Annotated in this window: 17 protein-coding genes; 10 read left to right on the top strand and 7 right to left on the bottom strand. The window is 68.1% G+C overall.

Going from position 1 to position 19,587, the window contains the following annotated elements:
* Positions 1–11: 11 nt before the first annotated feature.
* Complete coding sequence (locus D5S18_RS20195; protein WP_239003890.1) at positions 12–875, bottom strand: family 43 glycosylhydrolase; 864 nt, start codon at positions 873–875, stop codon at positions 12–14.
* A 5-nt stretch (positions 876–880) separates the two neighbouring features.
* Positions 881–3,205, bottom strand: coding sequence for an ATP-binding cassette domain-containing protein (locus tag D5S18_RS20190; RefSeq protein WP_120042605.1), 2,325 nt, complete (start codon positions 3,203–3,205; stop codon positions 881–883).
* Between the two features lie 63 nt (positions 3,206–3,268).
* On the opposite strand from D5S18_RS20190, the gene D5S18_RS20185 reads away from it, so the two are divergent.
* Positions 3,269–4,237 carry a helix-turn-helix transcriptional regulator gene (locus tag D5S18_RS20185; RefSeq protein WP_120042604.1) on the top strand — a complete coding sequence of 323 codons (969 nt, stop codon included), beginning with the start codon at positions 3,269–3,271 and terminating at the stop codon, positions 4,235–4,237.
* Positions 4,238–4,255: 18 nt separating this feature from the next.
* Here D5S18_RS20185 and D5S18_RS20180 read toward each other — a convergent pair whose 3' ends face one another.
* On the bottom strand, positions 4,256–5,221 hold the full coding sequence (locus D5S18_RS20180; RefSeq protein ID WP_120042603.1) for a DUF2332 domain-containing protein: 966 nt from the start codon (positions 5,219–5,221) through the stop codon (positions 4,256–4,258).
* 273 nt (positions 5,222–5,494) lie between these two features.
* On the opposite strand from D5S18_RS20180, the gene D5S18_RS20175 reads away from it, so the two are divergent.
* The 3 genes from D5S18_RS20175 to D5S18_RS20165 all read left to right on the top strand — a co-directional run bounded on the left by D5S18_RS20175 (position 5,495) and on the right by D5S18_RS20165 (position 8,992).
* A complete protein-coding gene (locus tag D5S18_RS20175; RefSeq protein WP_120042885.1) occupies positions 5,495–6,466 on the top strand; it encodes a TAXI family TRAP transporter solute-binding subunit in 972 nt (323 codons plus the stop codon).
* 214 nt (positions 6,467–6,680) lie between these two features.
* A complete protein-coding gene (locus D5S18_RS20170; protein ID WP_120042602.1) occupies positions 6,681–7,322 on the top strand; it encodes a TetR/AcrR family transcriptional regulator in 642 nt (213 codons plus the stop codon).
* On the top strand, positions 7,313–8,992 hold the full coding sequence (locus D5S18_RS20165) for an FAD-binding dehydrogenase (RefSeq protein ID WP_162500983.1): 1,680 nt from the start codon (positions 7,313–7,315) through the stop codon (positions 8,990–8,992). Before D5S18_RS20170 ends, D5S18_RS20165 begins: the two co-directional genes overlap by 10 nt.
* Before the next feature lies 1 nt (position 8,993).
* Here D5S18_RS20165 and D5S18_RS20160 read toward each other — a convergent pair whose 3' ends face one another.
* The 3 genes from D5S18_RS20160 to D5S18_RS20150 form a co-directional block, all read right to left on the bottom strand.
* A complete protein-coding gene (locus tag D5S18_RS20160) occupies positions 8,994–9,884 on the bottom strand; it encodes an expansin EXLX1 family cellulose-binding protein (RefSeq protein WP_120042601.1) in 891 nt (296 codons plus the stop codon).
* Between the two features lie 202 nt (positions 9,885–10,086).
* Positions 10,087–10,590 (bottom strand): DUF6461 domain-containing protein, encoded by a 504-nt coding sequence (locus tag D5S18_RS20155; RefSeq protein WP_158607910.1) that lies wholly within the window; start codon positions 10,588–10,590, stop codon positions 10,087–10,089.
* A 26-nt stretch (positions 10,591–10,616) separates the two neighbouring features.
* Entirely contained in the window at positions 10,617–11,453 is an 837-nt protein-coding gene (locus D5S18_RS20150) for an IclR family transcriptional regulator (RefSeq protein ID WP_120042599.1), read from the bottom strand.
* A gap of 159 nt (positions 11,454–11,612) precedes the next feature.
* Between D5S18_RS20150 and D5S18_RS20145 the strand changes: the two genes are divergently transcribed.
* From D5S18_RS20145 to D5S18_RS20120, 6 genes are all read left to right on the top strand, one after another.
* Positions 11,613–12,662, top strand: a complete 1,050-nt coding sequence (locus D5S18_RS20145) for an aminotransferase class V-fold PLP-dependent enzyme (protein WP_120042598.1) — start codon at positions 11,613–11,615, stop codon at positions 12,660–12,662.
* Positions 12,663–12,748: 86 nt separating this feature from the next.
* Positions 12,749–13,276: a CAP family protein gene (locus tag D5S18_RS20140; RefSeq protein WP_120042597.1), complete on the top strand. Its 528-nt coding sequence runs from the start codon at positions 12,749–12,751 to the stop codon at positions 13,274–13,276.
* Positions 13,277–13,547: 271 nt separating this feature from the next.
* Positions 13,548–15,038 (top strand): alpha/beta hydrolase, encoded by a 1,491-nt coding sequence (locus D5S18_RS20135; protein ID WP_158607909.1) that lies wholly within the window; start codon positions 13,548–13,550, stop codon positions 15,036–15,038.
* Positions 15,039–15,128: 90 nt separating this feature from the next.
* Positions 15,129–16,127, top strand: coding sequence for a zinc-binding alcohol dehydrogenase family protein (locus D5S18_RS20130; protein ID WP_120042883.1), 999 nt, complete (start codon positions 15,129–15,131; stop codon positions 16,125–16,127).
* Positions 16,128–16,280: 153 nt separating this feature from the next.
* Positions 16,281–16,934, top strand: coding sequence for a cutinase family protein (locus tag D5S18_RS20125; RefSeq protein WP_120042882.1), 654 nt, complete (start codon positions 16,281–16,283; stop codon positions 16,932–16,934).
* Between the two features lie 193 nt (positions 16,935–17,127).
* Positions 17,128–17,340 carry a hypothetical protein gene (locus tag D5S18_RS20120; protein WP_120042595.1) on the top strand — a complete coding sequence of 71 codons (213 nt, stop codon included), beginning with the start codon at positions 17,128–17,130 and terminating at the stop codon, positions 17,338–17,340.
* Positions 17,341–17,509: 169 nt separating this feature from the next.
* On the opposite strand, the gene D5S18_RS20115 is transcribed toward D5S18_RS20120, so the two are convergent.
* The gene (locus D5S18_RS20115) at positions 17,510–19,507 is read right to left on the bottom strand and encodes an SDR family oxidoreductase (RefSeq protein WP_120042594.1); all 1,998 of its coding nucleotides are present in this window, start codon (positions 19,505–19,507) and stop codon (positions 17,510–17,512) included.
* Positions 19,508–19,587 lie beyond the last annotated feature (80 nt).

The following is a 19,587-nucleotide window of genomic DNA, read 5'->3' as shown; positions in this document are numbered from 1 at the left end:
AGCGCGGAATATTACTGTCCCGCAGGGGTATCTGGAAAGTCGACCGGTGCGATGGAAACACCGCCCCGCCCCCAGCCCGCCGAGGTGATCCACCAGCGATCCGCGTCGCGCACGAGTTCGGCGGCGTGCGCGTCGATATGGCCGACCCTGTTGTCGATATCGAAGTGGAATGGGTCGTCGCTGCGGAAGACATCGGTGCCCACATAGTCCGGACGCGGCCCGATGAACAGATACCACCGGTCGCCCTCCCGCACCACGAACGGGGATTCGGTATTTCCCGCCTCGGTCCCCGAAGTCGGGTCGGTGTAGGCGATCTCGCGCTCACCCCAGTGGATCAGGTCCGTGCTGACCCGATACGCCACCACATGGTTCCCGCCCTCCGGAGCACTGGTCGCGCAGTAGTACATCACCCACTGCTCGCCGACCCGCGCCACCATCGGATCGCGTGCGTCGTAGCCGTCCGGGAATAGTGGACCCTCCGGATGCCGCTGCCATTGGTAGAGATCCTCGGAGGTGGCGAGATTGATGGCCGCGGCGGTCCGGTCCGGCCCGCCGCCCGCGTAGAACATGAAATACGTGCCGTTGTCGGCGATTACATGCGGCGCCCACAGGTGCGTCTCACCGTAGTCCGGATCGGCCCGCAGCGCCGGATCGAGCTTGCGCCACCGACCGAGCAGATCCGGCGCGGTGGCGTGCGCGAATTCCACTTCGCCAAAAGGATCGGCCGGTTCGGGGTGGGTGATGCCGAACAGGTGCCACAGGCCCGCACCATCCCGAATCAGCGTGTGGTCGTTGATGTACCACGGCGCCGCCTCCCCGACACTCGGATCGTAGATCCCGGTGAACCCGGCCCGCACCGACTCGCGCGCTGTCATGGAATTCATGATGCCGCGCGCGGTGGTCTCAGGTCGGTCGGTTGGGTGAGGTTGCGGCGCAGATATTCCGCGGTGATCGAATGCTCGCTGTCGAGCAGGTCGCGCGGAGTGCCCGCGAAAACTATCTCGCCGCCGTGTTTTCCGCCGTCGGGGCCGAGGTCGATGACCCAGTCGGCGTGCTTGACCACCTCCAGATCGTGTTCGATGACGATGACGGTGTTGCCCCGATCCACCAGGCGATCGAGCAGGGCCAGCAGCGTATCGACATCGGCCATGTGCAGGCCGGTGGTCGGTTCGTCGAGCAGGTAGATCGTGCCCGTGTGGCGCAGCCGGTCGGCGAGTTTGATGCGTTGCCGTTCGCCGCCGGACAGGGAGCTCAGGGCGCGGCCGAGGGGCAGGTAGCCCAGGCCCACTTCGGCGAGCGCGTGCAGCCGGGTCGCTATCCGGTTGTCGCCGTGGCCGTTCCAGAACTCGATGGACTCCTCGACGGTCATCGCCAGGACGTCGGCGATCGATGCGCCGCGCACCGTGTAGGCCAGCACCTCGGGGCGATAGCGGCGGCCGTCGCAGGCGCGGCACACGGTGGTGACCGGATCCATATACGCCATATCGGTGAAAATCAGTCCCGCGCCGCCGCATTCGGCACAGGCGCCATCGGAGTTGAAGCTGAACAGCCCCGGTTTGACACTGTGTTTCGCGGCGAACAGCTGGCGCAGCGGGTCCATGAGACCGAGGTAGGTGGCCGGGCTGGAGCGCCGTGAGGCGGCAATGGCGGACTGGTCCACCGCGACAGCCTCGGGATGCGCGGCGGCGAACGCGCCCGACACCAAGCTGGATTTGCCGGAGCCCGCCACGCCCGTCACGGCGGTGAGCACACCGCTGGGGAAGCGGGCGCTCACATTCTTGAGGTTGTGCCGGTCGGCCCCCGTGACAGTCAGCCAACCCTTCGGAGCGCGGGTGCGTTCCCGCACCGGACGAACCAGGCGCAGCTGCTCACCGGTCGAAGTGCCCGAGGTGCGCAGGTTTTCGACGGTGCCCTCGAACATGACCTGCCCGCCCTGCGCGCCCGCGCCCGGCCCCATATCCACCACGTGATCGGCGATGGCGATGACATCGGGCGAATGTTCGACCACCAGTACGGTATTGCCCTTGTCGCGCAACCGGATCAGCAGTCGATTGAGCCTGCCGACATCGCGCGGGTGCATGCCGACGCTCGGCTCATCGAAGATGTAGGTCATCCCGGTGAGACTGGAACCCAAGTGGCGCACCACCTTCAGTCGCTGCGCCTCTCCGCCGGACAGTGTCGCGGTCTCCCGATCCAGCGAGAGATAGCCGAGCCCCACCTCCTCGATGCGGCGCAGCCGGGTGGCCGCGGCCGCCGCGAGGGGTTCGGCCACCGGGTCGGTGATGGCGTCGAGCACCTCGATGAGTTCGCTGATCTCCAAGCGGCCGTAGTCGGCGATGCCGTACGCGCCGATGCGACTGGCGAGCGCGGCCTGGTTCAGGCGTGCGCCGTGACAGAGCGGGCAGCACTGTTCGCTGACGATCGCCTGCGCGGCGGCCCGATTCTTCTCCGACAGCGAGCCGAGGTCGCGTTTGATGTAGAGCCGGTCGATGCGGTCGAGCAGCCCTTCGTAGGCGTTGCTGCCCTGCGCGCCGGTCTTGTTCGCCCGCGGCACGCGAAAACCATTGCCGCGCAGAAATAGCCGCCACTGTTCCTGGCTGAATTCGCGCAGCGGCCTGTTCGGGTCGAACAGACCCGACTGGGCGTAGAGCTGCCACTGCCATGTGCCGACGGCGAACGGCGCGAACGCGATCGCGCCGTCATTCAGCGACTTGTCCGGATCGAGGAGCCGGTCCAGGTCGACGCGCACCACCTGGCCGAGGCCGCCGCATTCGGGGCACATCCCCTGCGGGTCGTTGAACGAATAGGCGGTGGCCGCGCCCGCGCTCGGTGTGCCGTGGCGTGAGAACAGCACCCGGACGATCGACTGGATATCGGTCATGGTGCCGACGGTGGAGCGGGAGTTGCCGCCGATCGGGCGCTGATCGACGACCACGGCGGGGCTCAGGTTGTCGATGAGGTCGGCGTCGGGCCGCTCGTATTTGGGCAGTCGGTTGCGGATGAACCAGGTGAAGGTCTCATTGAGCTGACGCTGGGATTCCACCGCGACGGTGCCGAAGACCACCGACGACTTGCCCGAGCCGGAGACGCCGGTGAAGACGATGATGCGGCCCTTGGGCAGCCGCAATGACACATTCCGCAGGTTGTGGGCGCGCGCGCCGACTATGTCGATGGTGTCCGGGTGCGTCTGGTTCTGGTGCGGCACAGCCGTCACGGTATGGGCCGATCAGGTCGGATTCGGTCCTGATTATCGGGTGATACTGGGAGCGTGACCGATACCGCTGCCAGGCTGCTGCGCCTGCTGTCGCTGCTGCAGACCCGACGCGAATGGTCGGGGCCGGAGTTGGCCGAGCGCCTCGGGGTGACCGTGCGCACCGTGCGTCGCGATATTGATCGGCTGCGCGCGCTCGACTATCCGGTCGCGGCCGAGCGCGGGGCGGCGGGCGGCTACCGACTCGGCACCGGGACGGCGCTGCCGCCGCTGCTGCTCGACGACGAGGAGGCGGTGGCCATCACCCTCGGACTGCGGTCCGCCGCCTACGGCGCCGTCGCGGGCGGCGCGGAATCGGCAGCCCGCGCCCTGGTGAAATTGCAGCAGGTGCTGCCGGACCGGTTGCGTCGCCGGGTGGACGCGCTCGACAGCGCCACCACCGCGCTGGGCGGCCCGCCTGCCGGACCGCTGGTCGATCCGGAGGTTTTGACGGTGCTGGCGGCGGCCTGCCGCGACCACGAGCGGCTGCGCCTGCGCTACACCGCCAAGGACGCTCGCGAATCGGGTCGCCACGTCGAACCCCACAGTCTGGTCACCGCGGGCCGACGCTGGTACTTCGTCGCGTGGGATATCGATCGAGCCGACTGGCGCACCTTCCGGGTGGATCGGGTCGCCCAACCGCAGCCGACCGGAGTGCGTTGCTCCCCAAGGGAATTGCCCGATGCGGCTCCGGCCGCTTTCGTCGGCAGGCAACTGTCGGCCGCGCGCCCGGCGTACGGGGTCGTCCTGCTGGTGCATGCCTCGGCGGCGGAATTGATCGAGGCATTCCCGGTGCGGGCGGCCGAGGTGGAACCGATCGACGACCGCACCTGCCTGCTGCGCACCGCCGCCGAATCACTGGAATGGACCAGTCTGCGTTTCGCGCACCTCGATCTGGAGTTCGAGGTGCGCGAACCACCGGAACTGACCGGGGTATTGCGCGATCTCGGCGCGAAACTGCTACGCGCGGCGGGAGATTCGCAGTGACGCTCGCGAGTTTTCGGGTCAGTTCGCAGGCCAGTCGATGGACTGGCCGTGCGGCCCCGCGTAGGCGAGAGGTTCCCCGTCGCGGGCCAGAATGAACTGGCGGCTATGGGCCTCCCCGGTAGGGGGCAGCAGCGCCGGATCGAATGGCACCACGCCGGGCGCTTCGTAGGAGATCCACGTGCAGGGCAGCTTGCGCACACTCTCGATGAATCGGGCGCGCGCCTCCGGCGCGAGATAGGACAGCACGGCCGCGCCGAACACGATGATCGGAACATCCTGCGGCGCACTGTGCACCAGATCGGCCACCGTTTCGAGCAGATCACCGGCGAGGAGGTGGGGCGGCTCCCGACGCGCGATGGCGACGGAATCGCGCAGCCGGCTGAGCCGATGATGCTGTTCGGGCCACACCAGGCATTCCAGCCAGCGCATATCCTCCGGATTGCGGACATCGAGCGGACGCAGGTCGATCCCCGCGCGAAAGATGACCTGCGGCAACCGTTTCGGAATCGGCACCGGACCGGTGGTCGCGCACGGCAGCAGCACCGAGCTGCGCCCGTCGTCGGGATCGAGCTCGATATCGCCGTAGCGGTAGCTGTAGCGGTCCGGAAACAGGCACAGCCCGGCCGCGGCGCCGATCTCGATGAGCGCGACCTGTTCGTGCGCGACGGGTTCCATGGCGGGGAGCAGCACGGCCGAGCGTCCGGCCTCGTTCGTTTGGGTGCGATGGGTCATGACGACCTCGCGGATGGTGGCCCAGTTGGTGGTGAACCAGTCGCGGAACTCCGGGAACGGCGAGACGGTCGCGCCGACGTAACGGGCCGCGCCGAGTACGAGATTCGGCTGCCGCTTGGGTGGCGGCAGCGCCTCGATGCGGGCGAGCAGGGCCGCGTCGTCGGCGATGCCGCGACACCATGTCTCGTAGCAGGGGGAGTAGCCATGCGCCTCGATGGTCGCGAACCGCCGGTAACTCTCCGCTGTGTCCACCGCAGACCCCTTCGCTCGGACCCGCACCGCCCACCGGTGCGGGCGCTTCGCCAGACCGTATCAGTCGCCGCATCGAACGAACTGTCGGAAATATCACGCGCGCAAGGGGTTTAGTGCGAGCGGTGCGATGCCCGCAACGGAGCGCGCGGCGCTGCGGCTGTGGGAGTTGGCGTACGGGTCGGCAACTCCACCGCTAAGGTGTGGATGCGTCAACCGAACATGGGGTGACGGGCGGTTCCGGTGCCGCGCGAGAGCATCGGTGTGGAGTGCGGGATGACGAGAGTGGCACGGGGTTTGGCCGCGGCGACGGTGCTGGCCGGACTGGTCACCGGGTGCGGTGCGAACGAGTCGGACACGGGCGGCTGCGCGGTGCGCGAGCCGGTGCGGTTGGCGATCGCCACCGGCAACGCGACCGGTGTGTACCACGCGCTGGGCGGCGCGCTGGCCGAGCAGTTGGCACAGGGCACCGAGGGCAAGGTGCGGGCAACCGCCGCCGAGACCGTCGGTTCGCCGCAGAACATTCAGCAGTTGGTCTCGGGGACGGCGCAGTTGGCGTTCTCGCAGTCCGACACGGCCGCCGACGCCGCGCTCGGCAAGGGTGTCTTCGAGGGCAACAGCCAACCGGTGCGCGCACTTTCGCGCCTGTACCTGAGCTACGCGCACGTCATCGTTCGGGCCGACGCCAAGATCGACTCGCTGGCCGATATGCGGGGGCGCCGGGTGTCCACCGGTGGGGCGCAATCCGGGACGGAGATGATCGCGCAGCGCATGCTGCGCGCCGCGGGCCTCAATCCGGATGCCGATATCCAAGCCCAGCACTGGGATCTCGGCCGCACGGTCGATGGCATGCGCGAGGGCACTCTGGATGCCATGTTCTTCATCGGTGGCCTGCCGACCCCCGGCGTCACCGAACTGCTCGCCTCGGCCCACGACAAGGTCCGGCTCATCGACGTCACCGATGTGCTGCCCGGACTGCGCGCCATGAGCACCTCCTATGAGGGCGGTGCGATTCCGGCGAGCGTGTATGCCACGGCCTCGGACACCCGCGCGGTGGTGGTGCCGAATGTGCTGCTGGTGCGCGAGGATATGGATCCGGACCTCGCCTGTGTCGTCACCAGAACCCTCTTCGACCGGAAACCGCAACTGGAACAGGCGAATTCGGCCGCCAAAGGCATCCTGCGCGGTATCGCGCCCGATACCGATCCGGTCGCCCTGCATCGGGGCGCCGCGCGGGTGATTCGCTGAGCGGAGCACATCTCGGCACCCTGGCCCTGCCTCGGGGTCACAGACCCTAGCGCCGGGCTGCCGCGCGAGCGCTTGCCGAGCGGACTACACCCCCGGAAATCGTCACGTCACATGTTGTGACCTCGCGGAGCGTTCCCTCGCGAACCCCGTCTGATACATTTCTGTATCCGATACATCAATGTATCCAATCGCCGGTTTTCGGAGGAGGGCACTGATGTCGCCGACTGCGTCCAACAACCCGGTCAGACGGGTGACGCGCCGCCGAGCGCAAACGCGCGATCGGCTGCTGGGCGCGGCCTACGAGGTGTTCGCCGAAGAGGGGTTCGGCCGCGCCACCGTCGAGCAGGTGTGCGAGCGGGCCGGCTTCACGCGCGGGGCGTTCTACTCGAATTTCGGCTCGCTGGACGAACTGTTCCTGGCCATGTGGGAGAGCAGGTCGGCGCGGTTGCTGGCGGATGTGCGCACGGCCGTCGAGGAGATGGGGGAGTGGCACGGCACCCTGCGTGCCGCCATCGAACGGCTCGTCAAAGTGGTGCCCGTGGACGAGGCGTGGTTCCGGATCACCGCCGAGTTCACCGCGCACGCGCTGCGCACCGCGCCGCTGCGCAAGGTGGTCGCCGCCCGCGAGGCCGCGATCGTGGCGGCGCTGATGCCGCCCTTCGTCGCGGTGCTCGACCGCAATGGTCGCACCGTCCCCGATCCGGACGCACTGGGGCAGGCGCTGGTCGCGGTGCACGACGGCACCGCCACACAGGTGCTGCTCGAACCGCGCAGTCGTGCCGTCAAACAGCGGCGCGTAGACCTCTTCCACCACATCGTGCTGGCCTACAGCACCGAGATCGAAGGATGGCCATGACCGCTGCATCGGAAACCTCGGATGTCCTGATCGTCGGCGCGGGCCTGGCGGGCCTGGTCGCCGCCTACGAACTGTCCAGGGCGGGCCGCACGGTGCGCATCCTGGACCAGGAGAATCGCAATAACCTGGGTGGCCAAGCATTCTGGTCGCTGGGCGGGCTGTTCTTCGTCGACAGTCCCGAGCAGCGCCATCTGGGGATCAAGGATTCCTACGAACTGGCGGTGCGGGACTGGTTCGGTTCGGCGGGCTTCGATCGCGAGGACGAGGATCGCTGGTCGCGCCGCTGGGCCGAGGCCTATGTCCGCTTCGCCACCTACGAGAAGCGGGATTATCTGCACGCTTTGGGTCTGCGGGTCACCCCGGTGGTCGGCTGGGCCGAGCGCGGCGGCTCGTTCGCCGACGGACACGGCAATTCGGTGCCGCGCTTCCATCTCACCTGGGGCACCGGCCCGCAGGTGGTGCGGGTCTTCGCCGACCCGGTCCTGGAGGCGGAGCGAAAGGATTTGGTGCGCTTCGAATTCCGGCACCGCGTCGATGAGTTGATCGTCGAGGACGGCGCGGTGGTCGGCGCGCGCGGTGCGGTGCTGGCCGAGACCGACCTCCCGCGCGGGGCGGCTTCCTCGCGAGAGACGGTGCGGGAGTTCGAATTCCGGGCCGCCGCGGTGATCGTCAGTTCCGGCGGCATCGGCCACAACCACGAGCTGGTTCGGCGCGATTGGCCCACCGACCGACTAGGTCCCTGCCCGCAGACCCTCATCTCCGGCGTGCCCGCGCATGTGGACGGGCGCATGCTGGCCATCAGCGAGGCGGCGGGCGGTGCGGTCGTCAATCGCGACCGCCTGTGGAACTACACCGAGGGCATCATCAACTGGGATCCGATCTGGCCCGACCATGCGATCCGGATCATTCCCGGCCCATCCTCGATGTGGTTCGATGCCAAGGGAAAGCGCTTGTCCGCGCCCTGTTTTCCGGGTTTCGACACCAATGCCACCATGCGCGAGATCCTCTCGACCGGCTACGACTATTCCTGGTTCGTGCTCACCCAGTCGATCATCGAGAAGGAGTTCGCGCTCTCGGGTTCGGAGCAGAATCCCGATATCACCGACAGGGATCTGAAGCTGGCGGTGCGCAGCCGCTTCGCGAAGGGTGCGCCCGCACCGGTGGAGGCGTTCAAACGTCACGGCGCGGATTTCGTGGTCGCCGACACGCTGCGCGAATTGGTCGCGGGGATGAACGAGATCGCGCGCGGACCCAAACTCGACCACGACGATCTCGAACGACAGATCGCGGCCAGGGACAGCCAGATCGCCAATGGTTTCGCCAAGGACGCCCAGGTGATGGCGATCACCAACGCCCGCAAGTATTTTGCCGACCGAACGGTGCGGGTGGCCAAGCCGCACCGCATCCTCGATCCCGCGCACGGCCCGCTCATCGCGGTGCGGCTGAACATTCTGACCCGCAAGACCCTCGGCGGTTTGCAGACCGATCTGGATTCGCAGGTCATGCGCGGGGACGGCACCCCGATGCCCGGTCTCTACGCCGCGGGCGAGGTCGCGGGCTTCGGCGGCGGCGGTGTGCACGGCTACAACGCGCTGGAAGGCACCTTCCTCGGCGGTTGCATTTTCTCCGGGCGCGCGGCAGGGCGGGCATTGGCGCGCTCGCTGGGCTGATTCAGTATCCGCACACCGGAATCGCCGTGTGCGCGACGGCGGAGGCGGTGGGGGAGGTGAGCGCGGCTTGCTCGGAATCCGGCGGCGCGCTGTCGTACAGGCGCACCCCCGCGGAACGCTGTTCGGAATCCAAAGTGACGCCGCCGAATTCGGCCGACTGGCCGTGTACATCGGTGACCCGCACCGCGAAGGGGCCTGTTCCCGCGCCCGAACCTGTCCAGTAATTGTCGCGGCCGTGCCGCAAATCCCGCCAGTCGCCGCCCGGTGGGCGAATCGCGACCTGCCGCACCGGATTTCCCGCTCCGAACAGCAGGATGGCCAACCACTGCGGCGAGGAATCCGGCTGCACCGCATAGGTGAGCTCGGCGGGCGGTTGCGGGTCGCGCACCATGGTGTAGGTGACCGCGACGACGCCATCGGCGGGCGCGGCGATGCGTTCGAAGGCGGCGGCGCTCAGATCCAGTTCTCCCGCAGCGCATCCAGGGCAACGGTCCACGATGAGCGCGCGCACCTCGCCGCGCGGACCGTGGATATCGAGATATCCGCCGCAGGCGTCGGCGCGCCCGTACTCGGCGCCGGACAGGCCGACATAGCGGCCGTCCGGCTCGAGATTCGGATACGAGCAGGCGACCTCGGAGTCGAAGTGGTAGTAGCGCGCCTCGCCCGCCACCTGCTGCTGAGGCTGTCGCGTGGGTGCCGCGGCCGCGTGTTGGCCCGCCGGAAACGCGGTGGCGGGCGTGGGAATCGGCCCTTCGTCGGGCGGGGCGGCCGCGCAGCGCGGCGCGCCGGTATGGGTGAACCAGGTCGCCGCCGCGACCACGACGACGAGGGCGGCCGCCGACCATACCCATCCGGTCCGCGAGTGCCGCTGCTGTATCGGTAACCGGTGCATGGCTCCCCGACTTCGACTCACCACCTTGCGCGGACTTTCCATCCTGACCGGATCAGGAAACCAGCACCTTCCGCGCGATACCCGGCGAACGAAAATTCTTCGCAGTGAAACACTTCCGCTTCGGCAATTCCGCCGCTAACGTCGGGCACATCGAGGGCGACCGGCATACCCCACCGGAAATGCTCCGGTGCGAACGGATCTGCTAGCCGGCGTGATTGGTCACCAGCACCCGATACGGCGCGTCGACCAGATCGCCGAGGTGCACGCCGGTGAGCAGCGACATCATCCCGAAGACGAATCGACCGTCGCCGGGCTGATCCAGCAGCGTCTCCTCGGTCAGCGGATCGCCCTCGGTGCCGAGCAGGGTGAAATCCTCGTAGAAGATGGCCCGCACCAGCGCGCCATTGACGAACCAGGCGAAGCCGTGGGTGGCGTTGGCCCCGTAGGAGACGAACGCGAAAACCCTGCGCCCTCTCGACAGATCGCGACTGACCTGCTCGTCCACCATGCCGCGCAGCGAGGAGTTGGTGACCACCGTCCAGTTCTCGAGTACGGCCAGTGCGTAATCGGTCTCGAAACCCGCGCCGCGGCTGAAGACCTCGGCCCCCGTCGCGGCGCGGTTGGACACATTCGGCGAACCCGGCAGCAGCCGCAGATCGTCGACATTCAAGCCGCCCTCGACCAAGAGTCCCGCCACGGTCAGCACATCGGTTCCTTCGCCTCGCACCCGGATCACTCGCGCAAATTCTCGCACTGTCGCCGCACGGCCAGCGCTTGGCCCGCCTCGTAGGCGGCCTCGACCAGGATGCGGGCCAGTCGGGCGGTGTCGAGCGCGGGTCGGTCCGCACCGACCCTGGCGCTGATCGACAGTGCCGCCACCGCCGCGCCGCGGCCCCGGATGGGCACCGCGACGCAGGAGATGCCGGGCACCGCCTCCTCCGTGTCGACGGCTATGCCCTGCCTGCCCCGGATGCGGGCCAGTTCGCGCTGGAGTTCGGCGGTTTCGCCGATGGTGCGGGCGGTCAGCTGCGGAAGGCGTTCGCGGAAAGAGGTTTCCACAATGCTCGGCTCCAGCGCGGCCAGCAGCGCCTTGCCGAGGGCGGTGCAGTGCGCGGGCATCCTGGCGCCGAGCCGCGTCGGCACGGCGGCTGCCGCTCGACCGCCCGCCTTGTCGAGGTAGAGCACCTCGCGGCCATCCAGGACGCCCAGGTGTCCGACCATGCCGGTGCGCTGACTCAGATCGTGCAGCAGCGGACTGACCGCGTCGCGAATCTGGTTGTGGCCCGCGGCGAGTCCGCCGAGTTCCAGCGCGCGCAGGCCCAGTCGGTAGCCGCCGGGGGCGTGCGCGAGCCAGCGCAGCCGGATCATCTGGTCGAGGATGCGGTGCACGGTGGAGCGTGGCAGACCGGTGCGTTCGGACAGACCGAGCAGGGTGAGGGTGGGGGTGGCGGCGTCGAAGGCGTCCAGTATCAGCGTCATTCGTTCGACCATGGAGACCGGCGGTTGGGGTGGGCGCGGGATGCGGCCCGCCCCCGCCCATTCCGCGTCCTGGACCGCCTCGACCGTCATCCGCGCCTCCTCATCCAATTGATCCAGCTTAGAAGCTTCGCGCGGGAACCAGAACGGTCGGGGCCGAAAAACTAGAACAAGTTACTGTCATGGCGGTGGTGCCAGTTTTCGCGGACTGGCTGTGGACGGGTTGCGGTCGGGGCGCGCAGGGTGAACCACATGACCTCGCTTGCCCCCCAAGAATTCGCGCTCGAGACCACCTGGCTCAATACCGCCTCCCACGGGCTGCCCGCCGCGCGATCGTTGGCGGCGGTGCGCGATATCACCGAGCGCTGGGCGGCGGGCCGCACCACGCCCATGGAGGACGCGACGATCGTCGACCGCTTCCGTGCCGCCTGCGCCCGCCTGCTCGACGGCGCCTCCGGCGAGCACATCGCCATCGGCTCCAGCGTCGCGGCCCTCATCGCACCGGTAGCCGCCGCACTGCCGCCCGGTGCGGAGGTCTTGCTCGTGGAGGGCGAATTCTCCTCGGTATCCGCGCCTTTCGTGCACAGGTCCGATATCGTGTCGCGCTTCGTGTCCCTCGAGGAACTGATCTATGCGGTGCGACCGCAGACGGCGCTGGTCGCGGTGAGCGTGGTCCAGTCCGCCGACGGGCGGGTGATCGACCTGCCCCGCCTGCGCGCGGCCGCCACGGCCAATGGCGCGCGGCTGCTGGTGGACGCCTCACAGGCCGCCGGTTGGTTCCCGCTGAGCTTCGCCGACGCCGACTACTGGGTATGCGCCACCTTCAAGTGGTTGATCGGCGCGCGTTCGGCGAACTTCTTCGCCGCGGGTCCGCAGGCCGCCGCGACCCTGCGTCCGCTCGGACCGGGCTGGTACGCGGCCGCCGATCGCTGGGCGGAGATGTATCACCCTGTCGCCCTTGCGGATACGACGCGCCGCTTCGACTCCACCCCCGACTCCCTCGGCGTCTACGCCGCCCTCGGGGGTCTTTCGCTCATCGAGGAACTCGGCATCGAGAAGATCGGCGCGCACAATATCGCCCTGGCGGACAGCCTGCGCGCCGGACTGACCGCGCTGGGATACGAACCGGTGTGGGCGAATTCGGCGATCGTGTCGGTGCCCGGCGCCGGTGCGCTGGCAGATCGCCTGCGGGAGGCCGATATCGTGGCATCGGCACGCAACGGGGGTTTGCGCTTCGCATTCCATCTCTACAACGACGGCGTGGATGTCGAGCGCGCCCTTGCCGCTCTCGGGTCGCGGTAGGCGGAAACTGTACGGGCCAGCCCGTCCGGCCCGCGTCCGCGCGGGCCGGATCTCTTCCGGCAGTTCTCTACTGGGAAGGAAGTCCGATGCAACTATCCCGAATCGCGATCCTCGCGGCCGCGGCGGTCGTCGCGGGTCTGCTGACGAACACCGCTGCGGCGCGGGCCGACGTGCTCGCCGATGAGGTGGTGGCAGAACACAATCGAGCGCGGGCGCGCTACGGCGCGGAGCCGCTGGCTTGGGATGCCGAATTAGCCGCCGACGCAGCGGCTTTCGCGCAACTGTGCGAATTCGATCACCGCGGTCTGAACGGAAAGAGTCAAGGGGAGAACCTGTTCGTTGGTTCGGATCCGAATACGGGTATCAAGCAGGCGGTGTCGGCCTGGATGGGGGAGGTGGTGAAGTACGACTTCGACCACCCGGATTTCTCCCGCGAGACAGGGCATTTCACCCAGGTGGTGTGGAAGTCGACCACCAGGGTGGGGGCCGGGATCGCCGATTGTCCCGCGGGCAAGATCATGTCGATGCCCACGCGCATTGTGGTGGTGCGATACGCGCCGCCCGGCAACATTCAAGGCCAGTTCGCTGAGAATGTGGGTCGTCCGCAGTCCTAGGTTCGGGCCGAATCGTTCGCGGCGGGCTCTCGTCGTCCGTCGCGAACATCACCTCGAGTGCTTGTTGGCCGCGAACAACTATTATCCGCACCTCGGTGCCCGTCGAACCTTGGCCGACGACGAACGTTACCCTCCGCCGGTGCAGCGAAAGATGTTCGGAGGGTGGGGCTCCGAACCCGATCCGGACGCCGCGTAGCTACGTCGCAGGTAGGGCGACAGATCAGGGTAGTCCCCGATGTGGTCGGACCACGATGATCTCTACCCTCGACTGATGCGAGTGTTGCGGGTGGTGCTGGTGGCTGCGGCGGTGGCCGCCTTCGGGGTCGGGTGTGGGACCGAGGCGAAGAAAGACGGTGCGTCGCCACCGATCGCGTGGCACGCCTGCGCCGAGAAGCAGTGGGGCGCCGCGGTGCAGTGCGCGGATATCGAGGTCCCGCTGGACTGGGACAAACCCGACGGCGACAAGATCACGGTCGGCATCAATCGGTTGCCCGCGAGCGATTCGGCCCGGCGGATCGGCGCGGTCGTCTTCGAGCCCGGCGGGCCGGGTGGCGCGGGCTCGACGATGGTCGCGGCCGAGAGTATGTTCTCCGGAGTGTTTCCCGCCGAAGTGCGGGCACGGTTCGACCTCATCGGGTTCGATCCGCGCGGTGTCGGCACCAGCAAACCCGCCGTGCGCTGCGATCCGGAACTGGCCAATCGCCGACCGGACGCGTTCGTCGCGGACCAAGCGGGCTATGACGCGCTCGTCGCGGCCAACAAAGCCTTCGGCGCGAGTTGTCAAAAACTGACGGGGCCGCTGCTGGATCATCTCGATTCCGTCGCCGTTGCCCGCGACCTCGAGGTGGTGCGGCAGCGGCTCGACGCGGGTCCGCTGAACTATATCGGACTGTCCTACGGCACCGAGATCGGCTTCGAATACGCCCGACTCTTCCCCGCCAACAGCCGGGCGCTGGTTCTCGATGGGGCGCTGGTGCATTCGCTGCCGCCGAGCGCCATGCACGTCTACGAGACGGCGGCCTTCGAGAACAGTATCCGCCGCTTCGCCGAATGGTGCCGCGCCACCGCCGATTGCGCGCTCGGCGGCGATGACGCGGCCGCCGTCGTACGCGACTTGGCCGCCAGTGCCCGGCGAGCCCCGCTGCCCGCGCCGGAATGCGCGGCGTCCAAGGCGTGCGCGCCCGAGGTGCGCCCTGCAGAACTGCTGCACAATATTCAAGGAAGTCTGCTGTTCAAAGCGCCGATCGGGAAGTTGGCCCCCGGTTGGGCCGACCTCGCCACCGCGCTGGACCGGGCCAGAAAGGGCGATGCGAGCGAGCTGTCACCGCGAACCATGACCGAGACCCGCGCGGCAGGATTGGCTGCGGCGTGTACGGAATTCCGCGCCGACTTCGCCGGATATCCCGGATTCAAAGCGCAGCAGTTGCTGACCGCCGCACTCGCACCGAACACCCTGGGCGGCAACGAGACCTTCGGCTACCTCGCCCAATGTGAAGGTTGGCCCGCGGCTTTCAGCAATCCACCCCACACCGCTACCGTTCGACCGACCATCACCCCGCTGATCATCGGCGCGACCAACGACCCGTCCACCGCCTACGGGTGGGCGCAGTTGATGGCGACCCAGATGCCGAACGCCGTACTGCTGACCCGAGAAGGAGACGGGCACACCTCGTTCCTGATACCGGGGCAGACCAGCCGGGCGATTGTCGACTACCTGATCGACGGCACGGTCCCGGCGGCGGGAACGGTGCTGCCGGACTGATATCGGGTTCCGCCTCCCACGGTGCGTCCGCCTCGCGGCGTAGATTGACCGCGACGCGGGTCGGTGCGACAAAGGGGTCGGATGGGTGAGATGAACGCGTGGCGGGTGCGGCTGCCGGGACCGATCGACTCGGGTCCGCTGGAATGGGCGCCGTGCCCGATTCCGGAACCGGGGCCGGGGGAGTTGCTGGTTCGGGTGCTGGCCTGCGGGGTGTGCCGGACGGATCTGCATGTGGCGGAAGGGGATCTGCCGGTGCACCGGGCCGGGGTGGTGCCGGGACACGAGGTGGTCGGCGAGGTGGTGGCGCTCGGGGCGAAGGCGAGCGGGTTCGCGGCGGGGGACAGGGTCGGCATCGCGTGGTTGCGCGAGACCTGCGGTGTCTGCCGGTTCTGTCTGCGCGGTAGCGAGAACCTCTGTCCCCGTTCCCGATACACCGGGTGGGACGCCGACGGCGGCTATGCCGAATTCAGCACCGTCCCCGCCGATTACGCGCTGCCGCTGCCTACCGGATACTCCGCCGCCGATGCCGCGCCGCTGCTGTGCGCGGGCATCATCGGCTACCGCGCCCTGCGCCGGGCCGCCCTACCCCCCGGTGGGCGACTCGGTATCTACGGATTCGGCGGCAGCGCCCACCTCGCCGCGCAACTCGCGCTCGCCGAGGGAGCCGAGGTGCACGTCATGACCCGCGATCCCGCTGCCCGCGAACTGGCCACCGCCCTCGGCGCCGCCTCGGTGCAGGGCGCGGCGGATCCGCCTCCGGCGCCGTTGGATTCGGCGATCCTCTTCGCGCCGGTCGGCACCCTGGTGCCGCCCGCGTTGGCGGCCCTGGATCGTGGCGGCGTGCTCGCCATCGCGGGCATCCACCTCAGCGCCATCCCGGAACTCGACTACGCCCGACATCTGTTCCAGGAGCGTGAAATCCGTTCCGTCACCGCCAATACCCGCGCCGACGCGCGCGAATTCCTGGCGCTCGCGTCCCGCTACCGACTCGAAGTGACCACGCATCCCTACGATCTCGCCGCCGCCGATCGCGCACTGGCCGACCTGGCGCACGGACGATTCACGGGCGCGGCGGTGCTCATTCCCTAGTGTCGGGACACGATTCGGCACTGAACGAGTATCACTTGCGCGCAGTTGCTCGACGTTCGCCCGCACCATTCCTACCCTCGCGAATATCGGCGCGACTGTTTGTCATTGACAATAGTCACGGAATTCTCACAACGGTGTGAGCGGGTGGTCACAATGCGCGATCGAAGCATCGGGAAATGGCGAGCGGCAAGGGCATTCACGGTACTGATATTCGTCGCCGCGGTCGGGGCGGCGACGGGGATCTGCGGCCGCGCGGCCGCGGATAGCTGCGCTGCGGTCGAACTGGTCGTGGCGCGCGGAACCACCGAACCGGGATGGTTGGGCGCGGAGGTCGGCGACCCGCTGTATGCGGCGCTGCGGCAGGAACTTCCGACCGATACGACCGCATACCCGGTGCGATATCCCGCCGATCTGCTCGACTCGTCCTCGGTGCAGGACGGGACAAGGGATATGGTCGCGCACCTGGTCGGACAGGCGGCGATGTGCCCGCGCCAGCGGTTCGTGCTGGCCGGCTACTCGCAGGGCGCCGTGGTGACGCACGGTGTACTCGGCACCGGAGTCATCGCCCAGTTGCCCGCGATCGCTGCGCTGCCCGCGGCATTGGCGCCGAGGATCGCGGCGGTGCTGCTGTTCGGCGACCCGATGCGCGCGATCGCGCAGGATCTGCCGCAGCTCTATCGGCAACGCACCGCGGACTACTGCGCGGGTGGTGATCCCGTATGCGGCGGTGGCCTGTATCCGACCTCGCACACCGACTACGGGGAATTCATCTGGGCGGCCGCCGGTTTCGCGGCGAGCCGGATCTGAGGCCGGACCGGGAAATCCGGGGTGGTGGGTGAGCTCGCCGTGCTCACCCACCGTTGCCAGGCGTATGCCGAAAACTCGATGCGGCACAATGAGTTTCCAGCTATCCATTGGCATGTGCAGCGCAAATCGACTATCCGATAACGGATCTCCGAACGCGCCGAAAACGCTGCGCGCGACATGCTAGGAACAGCAGGTGTCCATCGATTCCGATCAGGCTCAGGCCAGGATCTTCCTCGATCTGCTCGTCACCCACGCGCGGACGCTGTCCAGGGATATCCACAACGCCGAACGAGGTTCGCGCATTGAGCATTCCCACCGGCTACGTGCCGAACTGCACCACGTCCGCACCTGTATAGAACGCCTGCACCACCGCTTTCCCGAACTCGGCCCTGCGGTGCGCCGCTAGGGCCTATGTCGAAGTCTCATCCGGCGCCTCCGCGGCTCAGCTCGCCGCCTGGCCGCGTTGTCGTCGTCCCCGATACAACACCGGTATCGGGAACTCCTCCGCCTTGCCAGGCGACGAGCTGAGCCACGGATGCCTCCGAATGAGACTTCGACACAGGCCCTGGACCCGACTACCACCGCAGCCCGGGCACCATCCGGGCCACCCGAGCGGCGGGTGTCGGCAGGGCCATGAGTGGGATCACCACCGGTGCGAGCATATTCAGCGGGCTCCGGGTGATCCGCTCCGCGGACTCCGGTGCGGCGTCCTCGGGCGAAGTGCCCTGCGCCGCACTGGATTCCCCGAACATGCGGAACCCCTGGTGCATGATCGTCCGCTTCACCGAGGGCAGCAGCAGTTCCACCGCCTGGGCGAAGGTGCCCACCGGAGTATCGATACGATCCGGTCGCTCGGTGAGCGCGCGCACCACTATGGCGGCCGCCTGATCCGGATCGGGAACCGGCAGTGCCCGATACAGATCGGTGGGCGCGATCATGGGAGTGCGGACCAGCGGCATCCGCACCGAGGTGAAGGTGATGCCCGCGTCCCGATTCTCGACGGCCGCGATCTCGCTGAAATTGTCCAGCGCGGACTTGCTGGCCACATAGGCCGCGAAGCGCGGCACCTTGGCCTGCACCGCGATCGAGGAGATATTGACGAAGTGGCCGAAACGCCGCGCCCGCATCGAGGGCAACAGCGCCAGGATCAGTCGGACCGCACCGAAATAGTTGACCGCCATGGTGCGCTCGAAATCGTGCATGCGGTCGGTGGAATTGGCCACCGACCGTCGGATCGAGCGGCCCGCGTTATTGACCACGTAGTCGACGTGATCGTGCTCGTCGAGCACCGTGCCCACCAGCGCCCGCACGGCGTCGGGATCGGTGATATCGCACGGATACGCCCGCGCCACACCGCTGTTCGCGCACACGTCGGCCGCGGCGGCGCTCAGGTCGTCGCGACCGCGGGCCACCATGAGCACCGTCGCGCCCCGGCGGGCGACGGCATGGGCCGTGGCCAGACCGATTCCGGAGGACGCCCCGGTGATCAGCACGATGCGCCCCGCCAAGGTATGGGCGGCTTCGCGGCGGGCCCTCAGGTGCTCGCGCCAGTACTCCCACAGCTTCTCGGCATAGGTATCGAAGCGCGGCGGCCTCAGTCCGCGCAACTGGGCGCGGGTGGATTCGGAGATGAACTCCGAGGCGAAGGACACATGCGGGGCGACCTCGGGCGGAATCCCCATCTGCCCCAGGAGGAAATCGCGCGCGGCGGGAATTCCGGGCAGTTTGCTCAACCCGCTGAGGGCGGCTCCCGTCCCCGGCAGCGGGCCGATGCCGGTCGGTGCGCCCGCCACGCGGGCCAGCGCGTTGTAGATCTGCGTGAACGGCTGCGGTTCTGGATGCACCAGGTGGAAGGTGCGGCCATTGAGTCCCGGCTTGCGCACCAGCTGGACCATCGCCTCGGCCACATAGTCGACCGGCACGATATTCGTCGCGCCCAAATCCGGTAGCGGCAGCGGCAATTCGGCAGGGAGCCCGGCCAGTCGGGCGATGGCGGGAAAGAAGTAGTAGGGGCCGTCGACCTTGTCCATCTCACCGGTGCGGCTGTCACCGACCACGATCGCGGGCCGATACACCCGCCAGCGCACCCCGCGCGACTCGCGCACCAGCTTCTCGGCGGCGAACTTGGTGCGGTGATACGGCGAGGTGAGTTGCTGGCCGAGGTCGAAATCCTCCTCGAAGAACTTCCCGCGATGATCGCCCGCCACGGCGACCGAGGAGACGTGATGCAGCACCGCGCCCAGTTCGGCGGCCAGTGCGAGCACGGCGCGGGTGCCCGCGACATTCGCGGCGTGCGCGGTGTTCTCATCGGCGGTCATGTCATAGACCGCGCCGAGGTGGATGATGTGCTCGGCTCGCGGCGGTTGCTCGGTGAGGCCGAGTCCTTCTGCGGTGAGATCGCCGATCAGCGCGTGCACGCGCTCGCCGCCGCGCCAATCGATGGCGGCGAACTTGGCGATCGATCCGGCCCGCACCAGGATGTGCACCGTCGCGTCCGGATCGGTGTCCAGTAATTCCTGCACGACCCGGCGACCCAGAAAGCCGGTTCCGCCCGTCACGATGTGGGTGACCATCGCACTCTCCTGCTGTATGTCGAATCGCGTTGTGGCACAGCGATACCCGTCATGCGACAGCGGATGCGGACATCTGGTGC

The organism is Nocardia panacis (genome assembly GCF_003598715.1).
In the GTDB taxonomy this organism is placed as follows: Bacteria; Actinomycetota; Actinomycetes; order Mycobacteriales; family Mycobacteriaceae; genus Nocardia; species Nocardia panacis.
The sequence above is the reverse complement of the archived record's forward strand: the minus strand, read 5'-3'. Positions and strand labels throughout refer to the sequence as shown.

Bases quoted from the DNA above. Each gene is read 5' to 3' on its own strand.
- D5S18_RS20130 (WP_120042883.1), top strand. From the start codon at position 15,129: ATGAACGCGTGGCGGGTGCGGCTGCCGGGACCGATCGACTCGGGTCCG.
- D5S18_RS20175 (WP_120042885.1), top strand. From the start codon at position 5,495: ATGACGAGAGTGGCACGGGGTTTGGCCGCGGCGACGGTGCTGGCCGGA.
- D5S18_RS20160 (WP_120042601.1), bottom strand. From the start codon at position 9,884: ATGCACCGGTTACCGATACAGCAGCGGCACTCGCGGACCGGATGGGTA.
- D5S18_RS20165 (WP_162500983.1), top strand. From the start codon at position 7,313: ATGGCCATGACCGCTGCATCGGAAACCTCGGATGTCCTGATCGTCGGC.
- D5S18_RS20115 (WP_120042594.1), bottom strand. From the start codon at position 19,507: ATGGTCACCCACATCGTGACGGGCGGAACCGGCTTTCTGGGTCGCCGG.
- D5S18_RS20125 (WP_120042882.1), top strand. From the start codon at position 16,281: ATGCGCGATCGAAGCATCGGGAAATGGCGAGCGGCAAGGGCATTCACG.
- D5S18_RS20145 (WP_120042598.1), top strand. From the start codon at position 11,613: ATGACCTCGCTTGCCCCCCAAGAATTCGCGCTCGAGACCACCTGGCTC.
- D5S18_RS20195 (WP_239003890.1), bottom strand. From the start codon at position 875: ATGACAGCGCGCGAGTCGGTGCGGGCCGGGTTCACCGGGATCTACGAT.
- D5S18_RS20135 (WP_158607909.1), top strand. From the start codon at position 13,548: ATGCGAGTGTTGCGGGTGGTGCTGGTGGCTGCGGCGGTGGCCGCCTTC.
- D5S18_RS20170 (WP_120042602.1), top strand. From the start codon at position 6,681: ATGTCGCCGACTGCGTCCAACAACCCGGTCAGACGGGTGACGCGCCGC.
- D5S18_RS20150 (WP_120042599.1), bottom strand. From the start codon at position 11,453: ATGACGGTCGAGGCGGTCCAGGACGCGGAATGGGCGGGGGCGGGCCGC.
- D5S18_RS20140 (WP_120042597.1), top strand. From the start codon at position 12,749: ATGCAACTATCCCGAATCGCGATCCTCGCGGCCGCGGCGGTCGTCGCG.